Genomic DNA, 13,149 nt, shown 5'->3' with positions numbered 1-13,149 from the left:
AGGCGACAACATGGCGAACAAAGGAAAGTCGAGGCCTGTCGTCCCGCGGAGAAGCCCCCCACTCAAACCTGCCACCGAGTATCGGCATCCGTCGTTCTACCCACCGCAGGAGCCACTGACGCGCAAGCGCACGGTTGCCATCACGCTGGGCGTGCTCGGCGCGGCAGCGGTCGGCTTTGCCACCCTCGGCGGCAAGGACGTGCAACGCAACAGCTATACCTCGCAGGAAGACTGCGAGCACGACTACGCGACCGGCCAGTGCACGCGCGAACAGCCCGTAGGGAATGGCGGCTATTCAGGCAGCGGGTACGGCGGCTATCACTACTACGGTCCCTGGTATCGCAGCGACTGGCGCAGCGGACCCATCAAGGGCGATCCCGGTCCCGGGCGCAGCTATGCGTCCGGCGTGGGTAGTTCCGGGCATGGCCCGACCGGCTTCGACTTCGGCAGCCGCGGCGGCTTCGGCTCGAGCGGTCGCGTATCGGCACGGGGCGGCTGATGCGGCGTGAATCGATCGCGCCGCGCGGGGACTGGCAAGCCCGGGTCGAAGCCCTAGGTTTCGGCTTCCACACCATCAACGGCCAGGCCTACTGGCGTGAAGACGCGTGCTACGTGTTCGACGAAGCCGCCGTGGATACGCTCGAAGCGGCGACCGCGGAGCTGCATGGTCTCTGCCTTGAGGCCGTCGACCGTATCGTTCGCGCCGGCCGCTATGCCGACCTCGGTCTCGACGATCGCGCGGCGCAACTGATCGAACGCAGTTGGTTCGATCGGGATCTCGCGCTCTACGGTCGTATGGATCTGTCCTTCGACGGTCACTCGCCACCGAAACTCCTCGAGTACAACGCCGATACACCGACCTCGCTCTTCGAAGCATCCGTCGTGCAGTGGTACTGGCTCGAAGATGTCGCACCCGAGGCCGACCAGTTCAACTCGATCCACGAGAAGCTGATCGAACGCTGGCGCGCCGTCGGTGGCGGTCCGCGGGTGCACTTCGCCGCGTGTTACGACAACCCCGAAGACGCGACCACCTGTGACTACCTGCTCGACACCTGCATGCAGGCGGGCCATGCGGTGGAAGCCCTCGACATCGAATCGATCGGCTGGTCCGGCAAGGCCTTCATCGATCTCGCCGACCGGCCGATCGACCGGCTTTTCAAGCTGTATCCGTGGGAATGGTTGATGAGCGAGTCCTTCTCCCAACACATTCCCGCCAGCGGAACGCGGTGGGTCGAGCCCCCGTGGAAGATGCTGCTGTCGAACAAGGCGATCCTGCCGCTGCTCTGGGAGTACTTCCCGAATCATCCGAACCTGTTGCCGGCGAGCCGGCGTCGCGAAGACGTCGATGGCGCGGTGGTAGAGAAGCCGTATTGGGGTCGCGAAGGCGAGGGCATCGTCGTGCTGGATGCCCACCAGCGTGGGTCGGGCACGCCGTTCCAGATCTATCAGGCGCTCGCGCCGCTGCCTGTCTTCGATAGCAGGCATGCGCTGGTGGGTTCCTGGGTGATCGGCGACGAACCGGCGGGCATCGGTATTCGCGAGGACGACGATCGCATCACGCGCAATACGAGCTGTTTCGTGCCTCATCTGTTTCGATGAATGCACGTTCGCGCAGTGGGCGGCCGCCATCCTGGCTCTTGCATGCATCGTTTTTGCGGTACTGACGTTCCGGTTGGTTGCGTCCCGTCGCTAACTCAACGATGCGGCGGGTCGTACATCACGGTGACGTAGTACGTGACGTGGCCCGCCGGATTGTCACGGCGGAAACTCGCGAAGACGAATGCATCGGCAGGTTGGTTGAACGGAGCCATTTGCGACTTGCCCGTCACGGCGACATTTCCTTGGGCGACGGTGCCTACGAGGTCGGGTTCTGGCAACGCAGTGGGCGGATCGAAGACGACGTCGGGGAGTTCGATGGCTCCATACTTCGACTTCAGGGCACGATACGTGTTTGCCCAGACCTTGCCGGCGTCCTTGATGTCCTCGCCCTCATAAAGGTAGACGCCTATGCGGACGAGCTTTCCGTCCTTGAAGAAGAACTGTACGTTCTCTTTTCGGCCATCGAACGTGCCGTTGTAGGTCTCGAGATCACCGTTGGTGAATGACTTGTACGGACCCGCGTCTAGCTGCGACGTGACCTCTTGCGGCGTCATTCCGAAATGCCAGGGCGGCAGGCCACCGGTTGGCGGCAAGGTTTGTGCCGTAGTCATTGCACTGAAGGCCAACGACAGTGTGAGACCGATCGAGGCTAGGGTATTCCGCATGCTTCGCGTTCCTTGGAATATTGCGGTGGATGGGACGAGCATCGCCGATGAATCGGCTCCTACATGGGGCTGCGATGTACCATATTTGATCGCATCCAGGAAAAGTCATCATGCCCTTGCCCACCGTCGAAACCGAAACTCGGCCCTCGCCGACCTGGTCGGTCATCTGGCTGCACGGCCTCGGTGCCGACGGCAACGACTTCGCGCCGATCGTGCCGGAGCTGGTCGATGCGGCGTGGCCGGGTGTGCGCTTCGTCTTTCCTCACGCGCCGGTGCGGCCCGTTACCGTGAATAACAACGCGCCCATGTGCGCCTGGTACGACATCAAGGGTCTGTCCATCGCGGACAAGCAGGATGCCGAAGGTATCCGCGCCTCGATCGCCGAAGTCGAAGCGCTGATCGCCCGCGAAGAAGAGCGCGGCGTGCCCGCATCGCGGATCATTCTCGCCGGCTTCTCGCAGGGTGGCGCCATGGCGCTCTCCGCCGGCCTGCGCCATCGCGAAACGCTCGCCGGGCTGATGATCCTGTCCGCCTACCTGCCCCTGCACGACACCATCGAAGCCGAGCGCACCGGCGCGAACCACGCCACGCCGATCTTCTGGGGGCATGGCACGGCCGACCCGATCGTCCCTCTGATGCTGGGTGAGCAGTCGCGGCAGGCCCTCGAGTCGCTCGGTCATCGCATCGACTGGCACAGTTACCCGATGGCTCACCAGGTGAGCCTGGACGAGATCGCCGATGTGCGCGCCTGGCTGACCGAGCGCTTCGCCAACGCGTGATCGCCTGCGCGGCGATGTGAACGGGCATCCGGCATACTCGCCGCATGCCCGCCACCTCTTCCCAGACGTCCGCCGCACCGCGTCCACCCTCGGCGCCGTTGCCCGATTTCTGCAGCCTGCCGGTGCTGTTCGCCTTGCTCGTGGTGGGTGCGCTCACGGTCTCCCTGATGTGGCTCGCCCCCGGCGGGACGGGCACCCTGCGCGATTACTGCATCGCCGTACTGTTTACCAGCTGGTTGTCGATCCTGCTGACCGTGGCACTGTGCAAGCTGCGCACAGGCATGCAACGGCTGTCCGGACTGCTGCCTTACGCGGCGGTCTGGCTCCTTCTGGTGGCCACGGTCGGGTTGAGCGCGGGCGTGATGGGCTGGATCGATCACAGTCTCGTCTTCGGCATCACGCCGTCACCGACGTCCCGCTTCGTCCGCGACAGCATGCTCGCCACCGGCCTGCTCGGTGCCGGTTTGCTGCGCTACTTCTATGTCGTCGCGCAGTGGCAGGCGCGCGTCGCCGCCGAAGCGCAGGCACAGGTCGCCGCCCTGCAGGCGCGCATCCGTCCGCATTTCCTGTTCAACAGCATGAACGCGGTGGCCGCCCTGATCCGGGTCGATCCGGATGCGGCCGAGCGCACGGTCGAGAACCTCGCCGAGCTTTTCCGGGCAGCCCTGGGTAGCGACACCGAGTCCCTGGGTACGCTCGGCGACGAGTGGAACCTCGTCGACCGTTACCTGGAGATCGAATCGCTGCGCCTCGGCCATCGACTCCGCGTGGAACGCGACATCGACGTACCGCCGGGGCTGCCCATGCCCCGCATGCTCCTGCAGCCGCTCGTGGAGAACGCCATTCGCCACGGCGTGCAACCCAGCCGAAGCGGTGGCACGATTCGCCTCGGCGGTCGCAGCGTCCCCGGCGGGGTCGAGATCGTCGTCGACAATCCGATCGCCGACGGTGAGCCCACGCCGGGCACCGGGCATGGTTTGCGCAACGTTCGGGAGCGGGTCCGTTTCCACTATGGTGCGCGAGCGAGCGTGCGTGTCGACACCGAGGCGGACCGCTTCATCGTGACCGTTTTCCTGCCGGAGTCCGCGAATGCGCGTCCTGATCGCCGATGACGAACCGCTTGCGCGGGCGCGGCTCGATTCGCTGCTGGCCCGCCGGGCCGATGTGGAGGTGGTCGGCAGCGTCGCCGATGGCGAGGCGGCGCTCGAGGCCTGCGCCTTATTGCTTCCCGACGTCATCCTGCTCGATATCGAGATGCCCGGTCTCGGCGGCACGGCTGTCGCCCGGCGCCTCGCCGAAGTGCCCATGCGGCCTCAAGTGGTGTTCTGCACCGCCTACGAGCAGCACGCCCTGAGCGCCTTCGACCTGGGTGCCACGGATTACCTCTTGAAGCCCGTGCGCGCGGAGCGCCTCGACGAAGCCCTCGATCGCGCGGCGACCCGCTTGCAGCCGCCCCCCGCGGCACACTCGACATGGTTGCGCGCGCGCAGCGGTGCCGACGAAGTCCGTGTGCGCCTGGATGATGTGCTGTACCTGCTCGCCGACGAGAAGTACGTGGCCGTCCACCATGGCGGGGGCATGTGGTTGATCGACGACTCCCTGCGCCAGCTCGAGACGGTGCACGGCGAGCGGCTGGTTCGTCTGCATCGCAATTGCCTGGTGCCGCGCGCCCGCCTGCTTGGCCTGAGGACGTTGAGCGATGGCCGTGTGCTTGCCCGCCTGTCCGGCACCGAGGTCACGCCCGAGGTGAGCCGGCGCAACCTGCCCGCGGTGCGCCAGCTGCTGCGTACCGACGCCGGCTGAGCGTGCAAGAACGGGGCGAAACGCGGGACAATCGCGCCTCGACCGATCGCCCGCCAGGATAGAAATGACCGCACCGCTTCGCATCGCCACTCGCAAGAGCGCCCTGGCCCTCTGGCAGGCCGAGCACGTGGCCACGCTCCTGCGCCAGGCGCATCCCGGTTTGCAGGTCGAGCTGGTGCCGCTGTCGACCCGCGGCGACGAGATCCTCGACCGCTCGCTGGCGACCATCGGTGGCAAGGGCCTGTTCCTCAAGGAACTGGAGGTCGCCATGCTCGACGATCGTGCGGATATCGCCGTGCATTCGCTGAAGGATGTGCCGGCGGAACTGGAACCGGGCTTCGTGCTCTCGGCCATCCTGCCGCGCGCGGATGCGGCCGACGCCTTCATCAGCAACCACTACGCCAATCTTGCCGAGCTGCCGCACGCCGCCCGCGTCGGCACCTCATCGCTGCGTCGCCAGGCGCAACTGCGCGCCGTACGACCCGACCTGCAATTGCTCGACCTGCGCGGCAACGTCAACACGCGTCTGGCCAAGCTCGACGAAGGCCACTACGACGCCATCATCCTGGCCTGCGCCGGCGTGGAGCGTCTTGGCCTGGGCCAGCGCATCACCGCACGACTCGCCAGTCCCGACTGGTTGCCTGCCCCGGGCCAGGGTGCGATCGCGGTGGAATCACGCGCCAGCGATGCGCGTGTCACTGAGTTGATGGCTGCGCTGGGAGACCCCGAGACGCAGATAGCCGTCGACGCGGAGCGCGCCATGAATGAACGATTGGGCGGCAGCTGTGCCGTGGCGATCGGCGCCTGGTGCGTCGTGGCCGAGTACGGCCTCACCTTGCACGGCATGGTGGGCAACGCCCATACCGGCGAAATCCTGCGCGCGCAGGCCGATGCGAAGGCCGATACGCCCGTGGCGCTGGGCCATGAAGTAGCCGCGATGTTGATCGGGCTGGGGGCGGAGGCGTTCCTTTCGCCGCAGCGGTGAGGGTGCCTTGCCCGCTGCCGCGGGATCGCCGATGAATCGGCTCCTACCGAGCTTGCGCTGCTCTTCGTAGGAGCCGATTCATCGGCGATTGGGTGCTGGCGACCAGCTACCCGCCAACCCCTCAGAAGTTATAAACGAGGTTCGTCGTCATCAACTTATCGGTGCTCACCGTACCCGGCTGCGTGTCGCTGTTGTAGCGGATCTGGTAGCCGAGCTTCAGCGCCATCTTCTTGGTCATGCTGACCGACAGGCCGATGTCGTTCTGGTAGTACTGGTTCTTCGAGCCTGCTTCGATCAGCAGTGTGTCTTCGAGCGCGGTGTTCTCGGTAAGTCGGTATTTGCCGTTGATCAGGCTACGTGCCACCACCTCGCCTTCCGTGTTCGGCGTATAGGGCACGGACACCGCGGCGCCGGTCACCGGATCCACGACAGGCGTGCCATCGGCGTTGAGTTCCGGACGCGTGGACTTTGCCGGCTGGTAGCGCTTGTAACCGGGACCGACTTCGAACGACAGCTCGGCCCGGTCGTTCTTCAGCGCGATGTAGCCGTAGCCGACCGAGACGATGCCCTGCCACAAATTGGCGCCAAAATCGTCGTGCTCGTAACGGGCGGCGGTCACGATGTAGCTGCGCGGATCGAACTTGTAGCCGACCGAAGCGCCGGTGTCATACCGGTTGGCCGTCGTGCTGAACTTGTCGATGGTGTTGCCATCGGCGTCGGTGACCGTCGTTTCGCCCTTCGAACGCAAACCGTTGAGGTAGACGTTGTTCTTCCAGAGCTCGTTCTCCTGGCTCAGGCCGAGCTTCGCATTGGCGTTTTCCGTGCGCGAGTTACCGCGCGACGACGCGAAACCGAATTCACCGGAGCCGGTCCAGCCGCCGTTCTGGGCCGCGTCGGGCGCAGCCGGCGCAGCCGGCGGAACGTTGGCGTCGAAAGGTGCCGGGGCGGGAGCCGGCGCAGCAACCGGGGTCGCCGTCGTCGTCGTCGTGGCCGGCGTCGTGCTTGTCGCTGCCGTCGTGGTGGTTGTCGTAGCAGGCGTGGTGGCCGTAGCCGGCGTGGTCGTCGTCGTTGTCGTTGCGGTGGTACCGGCGCTCTTGGAGGCGCTGGCGTCCTGCGCCGACGCGGTGAACGGCAGCGCGGCAAGGACGAGCGTGGCGATCAGGGATTGTTTCATCGTCTACCCGTGTGTGGAGGAAAGGTCAGGAAAAAGGGGGTCAGGCGACCACGAGCTGCGCGTACGCCCGCCCGTAGAGCCGCTGCTCGAGACATTGACCGATAACGCAGCTTAACGCGGCCAGACCGGCGGCCGGCGCCAGGAGTCTCCCCGCAGGGTGAGACACCAACAGGAGACAGGGCAGGCCGACCGAAAGGACGGCCACGCCGACCCGGCCAACCAGGAGGCGCGCCGCGCTCCCACCGGTGGTGAAGCGCTCGGTCACGCCACGCTCCTCGGCCAGCTGGCGCAGCGCGCGCCAGCGCATGCCCTCGACGATTCCCAACGCCAGTGCCACGGCGAGAAGACCGAGTCGCCAGGGGGTGGGGGGATCGATCGCCGTCTCATTCTGCAGTGCGACACAGAGCCAGAGCCATAGTCCGCCGGCGAACAGGGCGGACACCGTGCGCCCGAGCGGCTGGGCATTGGCGAGGGCGGCGACGGCCGGGAGCAGGCGGTGCGCGGCACTCCGGGCGGTGTACACGAGCGTGGCCAGGGTACACAGGGCGAGGATGGCGCCGGCCAGGCGGGTGGCCCAGAAGTCGTTTTCGCCGCGCGCCAGGCCGGCAAGCGCCAGCATGGGCAGGTAATTCACCATGGCGACCAGGCCCTCGATCGTCGGCATCATGCGCTTGGCGGGGTTCCAGCCATGCCAGTCCGGGGCAAACGCCAGTCGCAGGCAGGTGGCGATGAGACCGAGGCTGACGAAGACCAGGCCGATGCTCAGCGGGGCGAGCACTTCGCCGCGCCCATCGGGATAGACGCCTAGCGCCAGCGAGATGCCGAGCACCATCCACAGCCCATAGCCGGCCGCCGTCGCCGTCTGGATGACCACGAGGGGGGCGGTGAACAGGATGTCGGCGCGAGGAGCGTCGCCCGGTGGTTCGTGCGGACCCACCAGGGCCGGGCCTGCGTGCTTGGGTTCCGCCATGGTCGGGGGAGGCCTTCGGCGAATCGCAAAGCAGCATTTTTGCGCCTAATGGCCCTCGGCGCAAACTGGCGGTCGCAAGACCCCACGAAGGGGCGGAGTCTCATGTCCCTTGCGGACGGCCATCGCCACCGCCATGCTTGAGCTGCGTAGCCTGAGCCGCGTAGATATGGGCATCACGCCCACGCGGACACACTTCCCGAAGCATCATCCAGCCGGCGACACCCATGGACCGCTACGAGCGCATTCTCTCCCTGCATCGACTGCTGAAATCAGCGCACTATCCCGTGCCGCTGTCCCGGCTGATGGACGAGCTCGAATGCTCGCGCGCCACGCTCTATCGCGATGTCGCGTTTCTGCGTGACGCGCTGGGCGCCCCCGTACAGAGCGTCGCCGGCGAACAGGCCTCGTTCCGCTATGACGCTTCGGAGGCCGACAGCTTCGAGTTGCCCGGCCTGTGGCTGACCAGCGACGAGCTGGCCGCGCTGATGGCTCTCAACGAGCTCATCGGCCGATCCGATCCGGGCGTCCTCGCCGGCGCGCTGGCGCCGTTCAAGGCGCGCATCGAGCGACTGCTTTCCGATCACGGCAGCGGCAAGGCGTTGCCGGTAGACCGCATCCGGGTGATTTCCTGGGGCGCGCGCAAGATGGACCAGCAGGTGTTCCGCATCGTCGCGGGCGCGACGCTCGAGCGTCGCCAGCTGAGCTTCCGTTACCGCGCTCGCACGACGAATGCCGACTCCAAGCGCACGGTGTCGCCGCAGCGCCTCACCCACTACCGCGACAACTGGTACCTGGATGTCTGGGACCACGATCGTGAAGCCCTGCGCAGCTTCGCCGTCGACCGCATCGCCGATCCGCAATCGCTGGAAGCCAAGGCGAAGGACGTCGATGACGCCGAACTCAACGACCTGCTCGCCTCCAGCTACGGCATCTTCGCCGGCAAGCCCAAGGCCTGGGCGACCATCCGTTTCTCGTCGCACGCCGCTCGCTGGGTAGCCGACGAACACTGGCACTCGCAGCAGAAGGGCGAGTCGCTGCCGGATGGCCGCTACGAACTCAAAGTGCCGTATTCGAACTCGCGCGAACTGCTGATGGACGTCCTCAAGTACGGGCCGGACGCCGAGATCGTGTCACCGCTGCCACTACGCGAAGAAATGAAAATCCTGCTCCAGCTGGCCCTGACCGGCTATCAGAACAGTTCGAACAACCACCACTGAGCGCCGCCGCTGCATGAGTGAGATCGATATCGCGGATCCGGGYGCGTTGCCCGCCGTCAGTGGCATGCCGCGAAAGCCACGCGTCGCCCTCGCGCTCGGCGCAGGGGCGGCCAAGGGGCTCGCTCACATCGGTGCGATCGAGGTGCTCGAGGAACGCGGTTTCGAGATCGTCGCCATCGCCGGCACATCGATGGGCGCCTTGATCGGCGGCATCTACGGCATGGGCAAGCTGGACGTCTATCGCGACTGGGTGTCCGCCCTGGCGCGGTTCGACGTGCTGCGCCTGGTCGACTGGAGCTTCTCCGGCGGTGGCTTCATCAAGGGCGACCGGATCATGGCGGCCCTGCGCGAGCTCATCGGCGAGGTGAACATCGAGGAGCTCAACATCTCCTACACCGCCGTCGCCACCGATCTGGATCGCGAACGCGAGGTGTGGCTGACGAAGGGTCCCCTCTTCGATGCCATCCGCGCATCCATCGCCATCCCGACCCTGTTCCGCCCCTACATCCACGACGGGCGCCGCCTGGTCGACGGTGCGCTGCTGAATCCGCTGCCGGTGCTGCCGTTGATGCGCGAGGAGGCCGACTACGTCATCGCCGTGAGCGTGGACGGTGCGGCCGAGCTGCAGAAGCCGCCCGAGAAAGACGTCACGGTGACCACCGACCAGGGCTACGCCGCCAAGCTCGGACGCCTGATCGGCCGCGTGCTGCCCTCGTCGGACGGGAAGCCCAAACTGAGGGACCCGGGCGCGTTCGACCTGATGACCCAGGCCATGGACCTCATGCAGGCCAATCTGTCGCGTCTGCGTCTCGCCGCGTACCAGCCGGACGTGCTGGTCGAGATTCCGCGCAACGTTTCCACGGTGTATGAGTTCTACCGGGCGCGGGAGTTGATCGAGCTGGGGCGGGAGCGGACGGCGCGGGCGCTGGATGCGTGGCAGCCGCGGATGTTGTTGCGCTGAGCTCCCGTAAAGAGCATCACACCTCTTCGGTGCGCGTGACCTTGGCCCGCCGCATCAACCACGCCACGCCGCGCAGATCGGCAAGCCCGACCCACAGCCGATCCAGCATCCCGTACTTCGACGTCCCCGCCGTACGCGGACGATGCCCGACCGGCACGCTCTGACTGGCGAAGCCCGCGCGCTTCACGAGCGCCGGCAGATAGCGGTGCATGTGGTCGAAGTAGGGCAGGCGCAGGAAGGTTTCGCGTTCGAACAGCTTCAGGCCACAACCGGTATCCGGGGTGCTGTCCTGAAGCATGCGCGAGCGCACCGCGTTGGCGACCTTCGAGGAAATGCGCTTGTTGAAGCTGTCGCGGCGGGTGACGCGCCAGCCGGCGAACAGCTTGAGCGTCGGCGCGGCCGCGCGTGCGTCGAGCAGCTTGGGGATATCGGCCGGATCGTTCTGACCATCGCCGTCGAGCGTGGCAATCCAGGGCGCGCGGGCGTTGCGCACGCCATTCCACACGGCGGTGCTCTGCCCGCTGCGGGCGAGGTGACGGATGACCCGCAGTTCCGGGTACTGCGCCTTGGCTGCGGTCAGCACGGCGACGCTGTCGTCGGTGCTGTCGTCGTCGACGTAGATGATCTCGAAGTCGATCCGGCCACGCAGGGCCGAGGCGATCTCGGCGAGGAGGGGCGGGATGTTGTCGCGCTCGTTGAAGACGGGCACGACTACAGCGAGGTCGGTCATCGCGATTCCGGGGCTGGCTCGATCGGGGCGGCATTATCGCCCAACCGGCCTGGGATGGGGCCGGGCCCGCGGGTTTCGTTCAGATCTGGCCGACCGTCTGCGGGGCCGGCCCCTCGATCGCGGCACGCCAGCCTCGCTCCACGGCGTCCATCGCGCTACGGCTGGCGCCCTGCTGGGCAAGGACCACCAGCGTGCCTCCACGCAGCGGCATCTGCCGGCCTTCCCAGCCGTCACGCTCGAAAGTGCCGGGCTGGGTGTCCATCTTGCCCGGCATATACAGGGCGACGACCGGCTCATCGTTCATGCGGGTCACCAGGTGCACCACCGGATACGGGCCCACCGTGCAGTCATGCACGTAGGTGACGCCCGCCGGCATCGGACCCTTGAGACGGGTCGCCCGGCCGATGAAACCGGCCTCGACCTGGGCATCGGTCATGGGTCGGGTCAGGCTTAACGAGCCGATCTCGCCCGGCATGTGAGCCACGGCGAGTGCCGGCAGCGAGTTGAGATCATTCTGACGCCACATCATGCCGACGCCGGCAAAGGCGAGGACGACCGAGGCAGCCATAGCCATCCAGACGCGGCGCCGACCGACCTGCCGACGACGTTCACCCGTGGCCTGGGCAAGCAGGATGCGATCCACCAGACCTTCGGGAAGGGGAATGGCCAGGGCGGCTTCGAGGTCGTCGTCGAAACGCTGGGCGCGCTGCCAGAAGGCGGCACAGCCGTCCTTGCAGCTATCCCGATGGGCGAGCAGTTCGGGGGCACGCGAGCGTGGCTCGGCACCGATGCGGCGGCGGAATTCGAGGCAGTTCATTTCCGGCCTCCTTCAGCCGCGGCGCGTCCGCCGAGCAGGTCCTTCAGACGCTGGCGGGCACGGAACAACTGGGTCATCACCGCGCCCGGCTGCTGGTCGGTAGCCGCCGCGATCTCGTCGCAGCTCATGCCACCGAGCACCTGCATGGCCAGGGGTTCACGGTACTTGTCGGGCAGCTTGAGCATGGCGTCGCGCACCTGGGCGGCATCGCCACTGCGCTCGGGGCTGGCAAAGGCGGCTTCTTCGGGCACGGTGTCATCCAGCTCGACGGTGTCGAAGCGCTTTCGTTCGTACATCCGCGCATGTTCGCGGCGCAGGATGGTGATCAGCCAGGGCTTGGCGGATTCGGCGTCACGCAGGGAGTCGAGATTCTTCCAGGCGCGCAGGAAGGTCTCCTGGACCAGGTCCTGGGCCACGGATTCGTTGCGCGACAGCCAGAAGGCGAACCGGTAAAGGTCGGCCGACAGGGCGCGCACCATCGCTTCGTATTGGCGCTGCTTCGGGTTCACGTCCTTATGGACCGGAGGCATGGCCATTTCCTTTCAGACGCGACCTGTCAGGGCCGCGCTCAGCGGACCTTGGTCAGGATGCCGTCGAGCTCGTCGAGGCTATGGTAGTGGATGACCAGCTTGCCCTTGCCGCCGCGGCCGTGCGCCAGTTCGATCCGGGTGGCGAACCGCTCCGCCAGCTCGCGTTCGAGGTTGGCGATGTTCGGGTCCGTCGGGTTGGCCTTGGCCTTGCCCTTCGGCGCCAGCTGCGCCTTACGGGCGGCCTCTTCCAGTTCGCGCACGGTCCAGCCATGGCGCGCGGCTTCCAGCGCCAGCGGCTCGGCGATCGTGTGCGGCAGGGTGAGCAGGGCGCGGGCGTGGCCCATTTCCAGCTTGCTCTCGTCGAGCAGCGTCTTGATCGATGCCGGCAGATCGATCAAACGCAGCAGGTTCGACACGGCGGCACGCGAACGGCCGACGGCATCGGCCGCTTGCTGGTGCGTGAGGTCGAACTCGTCGATAAGGCGCTGCAGGGCCTGTGCTTCCTCGAGCGGGGTCAGTTCCTGGCGCTGGATGTTCTCGATCAGGGCCATGGCGAGCACGGACTGCTCCGGCACGTCCTTGACCAGTGCCGGGATCTCGCTCATGGAGGCGCGCTGCGCCGCGCGCCAGCGACGCTCGCCGGCGATCAGCTCGTAGCTGTTCTTGCCGATGGCGCGGACCACCACCGGCTGGATCAGGCCCTGGGCCTTGATCGAGGCGGCGAGCTCGTCGAGGGCCTCGTCGTTCCAATGGCGGCGCGGCTGGTACTTGCCGGCCTGGATCTGGTGGATCGGCAACAGTCGCAGCTCGCCTTCCTGCTCGACGATCGACGGACCGGCGTCGGGACCGGCGCCACCACCGAGCAGGGCGTCCAGGCCACGGCCAAGTCCACGTTTCTTCGCTGCTGCCATCGGGAGTT

General features: G+C 66.6%; 15 protein-coding genes. 8 read left to right on the top strand and 7 right to left on the bottom strand.

The genetic code is table 11. From position 1 onward, the window contains the following. Positions 1-10 precede the first annotated feature (10 nt). Positions 11-499: a hypothetical protein gene (locus AC1DYM_RS07410; protein ID WP_477337333.1), complete on the top strand. Its 489-nt coding sequence runs from the start codon at positions 11-13 to the stop codon at positions 497-499. Beyond that, on the top strand, positions 499-1,599 hold the full coding sequence (locus tag AC1DYM_RS07405; protein WP_477337332.1) for a glutathionylspermidine synthase family protein: 1,101 nt from the start codon (positions 499-501) through the stop codon (positions 1,597-1,599). Before AC1DYM_RS07410 ends, AC1DYM_RS07405 begins: the two co-directional genes overlap by 1 nt. Positions 1,600-1,694: 95 nt before the next feature. Here the strand turns inward: AC1DYM_RS07405 and AC1DYM_RS07400 are convergent, their stop codons facing one another. Beyond that, complete coding sequence (locus tag AC1DYM_RS07400; RefSeq protein WP_477337331.1) at positions 1,695-2,264, bottom strand: hypothetical protein; 570 nt, start codon at positions 2,262-2,264, stop codon at positions 1,695-1,697. A 110-nt stretch (positions 2,265-2,374) separates the two neighbouring features. Here AC1DYM_RS07400 and AC1DYM_RS07395 point away from each other — a divergent pair, with 110 nt between their 5' ends. The 4 genes from AC1DYM_RS07395 to hemC all read left to right on the top strand — a co-directional run bounded on the left by AC1DYM_RS07395 (position 2,375) and on the right by hemC (position 5,831). Further along, on the top strand, positions 2,375-3,043 hold the full coding sequence (locus tag AC1DYM_RS07395) for an alpha/beta hydrolase (RefSeq protein WP_477337330.1): 669 nt from the start codon (positions 2,375-2,377) through the stop codon (positions 3,041-3,043). Positions 3,044-3,087: 44 nt separating this feature from the next. Further along, on the top strand, positions 3,088-4,155 hold the full coding sequence (locus AC1DYM_RS07390; RefSeq protein WP_477337329.1) for a sensor histidine kinase: 1,068 nt from the start codon (positions 3,088-3,090) through the stop codon (positions 4,153-4,155). Then, positions 4,133-4,846 (top strand): LytR/AlgR family response regulator transcription factor, encoded by a 714-nt coding sequence (locus AC1DYM_RS07385; RefSeq protein ID WP_477337328.1) that lies wholly within the window; start codon positions 4,133-4,135, stop codon positions 4,844-4,846. Before AC1DYM_RS07390 ends, AC1DYM_RS07385 begins: the two co-directional genes overlap by 23 nt. A gap of 64 nt (positions 4,847-4,910) precedes the next feature. After that, on the top strand, positions 4,911-5,831 hold the full coding sequence (gene hemC / locus AC1DYM_RS07380) for a hydroxymethylbilane synthase (RefSeq protein WP_477337327.1): 921 nt from the start codon (positions 4,911-4,913) through the stop codon (positions 5,829-5,831). Positions 5,832-5,952: 121 nt separating this feature from the next. On the opposite strand, the gene AC1DYM_RS07375 is transcribed toward hemC, so the two are convergent. Both AC1DYM_RS07375 and AC1DYM_RS07370 read right to left on the bottom strand, forming a co-directional pair. Beyond that, positions 5,953-7,005 carry a DUF481 domain-containing protein gene (locus AC1DYM_RS07375; protein WP_477337326.1) on the bottom strand — a complete coding sequence of 351 codons (1,053 nt, stop codon included), beginning with the start codon at positions 7,003-7,005 and terminating at the stop codon, positions 5,953-5,955. Positions 7,006-7,045: 40 nt separating this feature from the next. Next, positions 7,046-7,975 carry a hypothetical protein gene (locus tag AC1DYM_RS07370; RefSeq protein ID WP_477337325.1) on the bottom strand — a complete coding sequence of 310 codons (930 nt, stop codon included), beginning with the start codon at positions 7,973-7,975 and terminating at the stop codon, positions 7,046-7,048. A 224-nt stretch (positions 7,976-8,199) separates the two neighbouring features. On the opposite strand from AC1DYM_RS07370, the gene AC1DYM_RS07365 reads away from it, so the two are divergent. Further along, positions 8,200-9,192 carry a helix-turn-helix transcriptional regulator gene (locus AC1DYM_RS07365; RefSeq protein ID WP_477337324.1) on the top strand — a complete coding sequence of 331 codons (993 nt, stop codon included), beginning with the start codon at positions 8,200-8,202 and terminating at the stop codon, positions 9,190-9,192. Positions 9,193-9,205: 13 nt separating this feature from the next. Beyond that, complete coding sequence (locus AC1DYM_RS07360) at positions 9,206-10,153, top strand: patatin-like phospholipase family protein (protein WP_477337323.1); 948 nt, start codon at positions 9,206-9,208, stop codon at positions 10,151-10,153. Positions 10,154-10,169: 16 nt separating this feature from the next. Here the strand turns inward: AC1DYM_RS07360 and AC1DYM_RS07355 are convergent, their stop codons facing one another. The 4 genes from AC1DYM_RS07355 to AC1DYM_RS07340 form a co-directional block, all read right to left on the bottom strand. Then, positions 10,170-10,883 (bottom strand): glycosyltransferase, encoded by a 714-nt coding sequence (locus AC1DYM_RS07355; protein ID WP_477337322.1) that lies wholly within the window; start codon positions 10,881-10,883, stop codon positions 10,170-10,172. Positions 10,884-10,962: 79 nt separating this feature from the next. Next, the gene (locus tag AC1DYM_RS07350; protein ID WP_477337321.1) at positions 10,963-11,700 is read right to left on the bottom strand and encodes a DUF3379 family protein; all 738 of its coding nucleotides are present in this window, start codon (positions 11,698-11,700) and stop codon (positions 10,963-10,965) included. Beyond that, positions 11,697-12,230 carry a sigma-70 family RNA polymerase sigma factor gene (locus AC1DYM_RS07345; RefSeq protein ID WP_477337320.1) on the bottom strand — a complete coding sequence of 178 codons (534 nt, stop codon included), beginning with the start codon at positions 12,228-12,230 and terminating at the stop codon, positions 11,697-11,699. The genes AC1DYM_RS07350 and AC1DYM_RS07345 overlap by 4 nt, the downstream gene beginning before the upstream one ends. Positions 12,231-12,268: 38 nt before the next feature. Continuing rightward, the gene (locus AC1DYM_RS07340; RefSeq protein ID WP_477337319.1) at positions 12,269-13,141 is read right to left on the bottom strand and encodes a ParB/RepB/Spo0J family partition protein; all 873 of its coding nucleotides are present in this window, start codon (positions 13,139-13,141) and stop codon (positions 12,269-12,271) included. Between the last annotated feature and the right edge of the window lie 8 nt (positions 13,142-13,149).

The organism is Luteibacter sp. P1_D3 (assembly GCF_056406135.1).
This window is presented reverse-complemented; position numbering and strand designations above follow the sequence as displayed.

What these genes read in the sequence shown, in the direction of transcription:
- AC1DYM_RS07405 (WP_477337332.1), top strand. Translation starts at nt 499, where the DNA reads ATGCGGCGTGAATCGATCGCGCCGCGCGGGGACTGGCAAGCCCGGGTC.
- AC1DYM_RS07370 (WP_477337325.1), bottom strand. Translation starts at nt 7,975, where the DNA reads ATGGCGGAACCCAAGCACGCAGGCCCGGCCCTGGTGGGTCCGCACGAA.
- AC1DYM_RS07340 (WP_477337319.1), bottom strand. Translation starts at nt 13,141, where the DNA reads ATGGCAGCAGCGAAGAAACGTGGACTTGGCCGTGGCCTGGACGCCCTG.
- AC1DYM_RS07355 (WP_477337322.1), bottom strand. Translation starts at nt 10,883, where the DNA reads ATGACCGACCTCGCTGTAGTCGTGCCCGTCTTCAACGAGCGCGACAAC.
- AC1DYM_RS07410 (WP_477337333.1), top strand. Translation starts at nt 11, where the DNA reads ATGGCGAACAAAGGAAAGTCGAGGCCTGTCGTCCCGCGGAGAAGCCCC.
- AC1DYM_RS07365 (WP_477337324.1), top strand. Translation starts at nt 8,200, where the DNA reads ATGGACCGCTACGAGCGCATTCTCTCCCTGCATCGACTGCTGAAATCA.
- AC1DYM_RS07390 (WP_477337329.1), top strand. Translation starts at nt 3,088, where the DNA reads ATGCCCGCCACCTCTTCCCAGACGTCCGCCGCACCGCGTCCACCCTCG.
- AC1DYM_RS07345 (WP_477337320.1), bottom strand. Translation starts at nt 12,230, where the DNA reads ATGCCTCCGGTCCATAAGGACGTGAACCCGAAGCAGCGCCAATACGAA.
- hemC (WP_477337327.1), top strand. Translation starts at nt 4,911, where the DNA reads ATGACCGCACCGCTTCGCATCGCCACTCGCAAGAGCGCCCTGGCCCTC.
- AC1DYM_RS07375 (WP_477337326.1), bottom strand. Translation starts at nt 7,005, where the DNA reads ATGAAACAATCCCTGATCGCCACGCTCGTCCTTGCCGCGCTGCCGTTC.
- AC1DYM_RS07350 (WP_477337321.1), bottom strand. Translation starts at nt 11,700, where the DNA reads ATGAACTGCCTCGAATTCCGCCGCCGCATCGGTGCCGAGCCACGCTCG.
- AC1DYM_RS07385 (WP_477337328.1), top strand. Translation starts at nt 4,133, where the DNA reads ATGCGCGTCCTGATCGCCGATGACGAACCGCTTGCGCGGGCGCGGCTC.
- AC1DYM_RS07400 (WP_477337331.1), bottom strand. Translation starts at nt 2,264, where the DNA reads ATGCGGAATACCCTAGCCTCGATCGGTCTCACACTGTCGTTGGCCTTC.
- AC1DYM_RS07395 (WP_477337330.1), top strand. Translation starts at nt 2,375, where the DNA reads ATGCCCTTGCCCACCGTCGAAACCGAAACTCGGCCCTCGCCGACCTGG.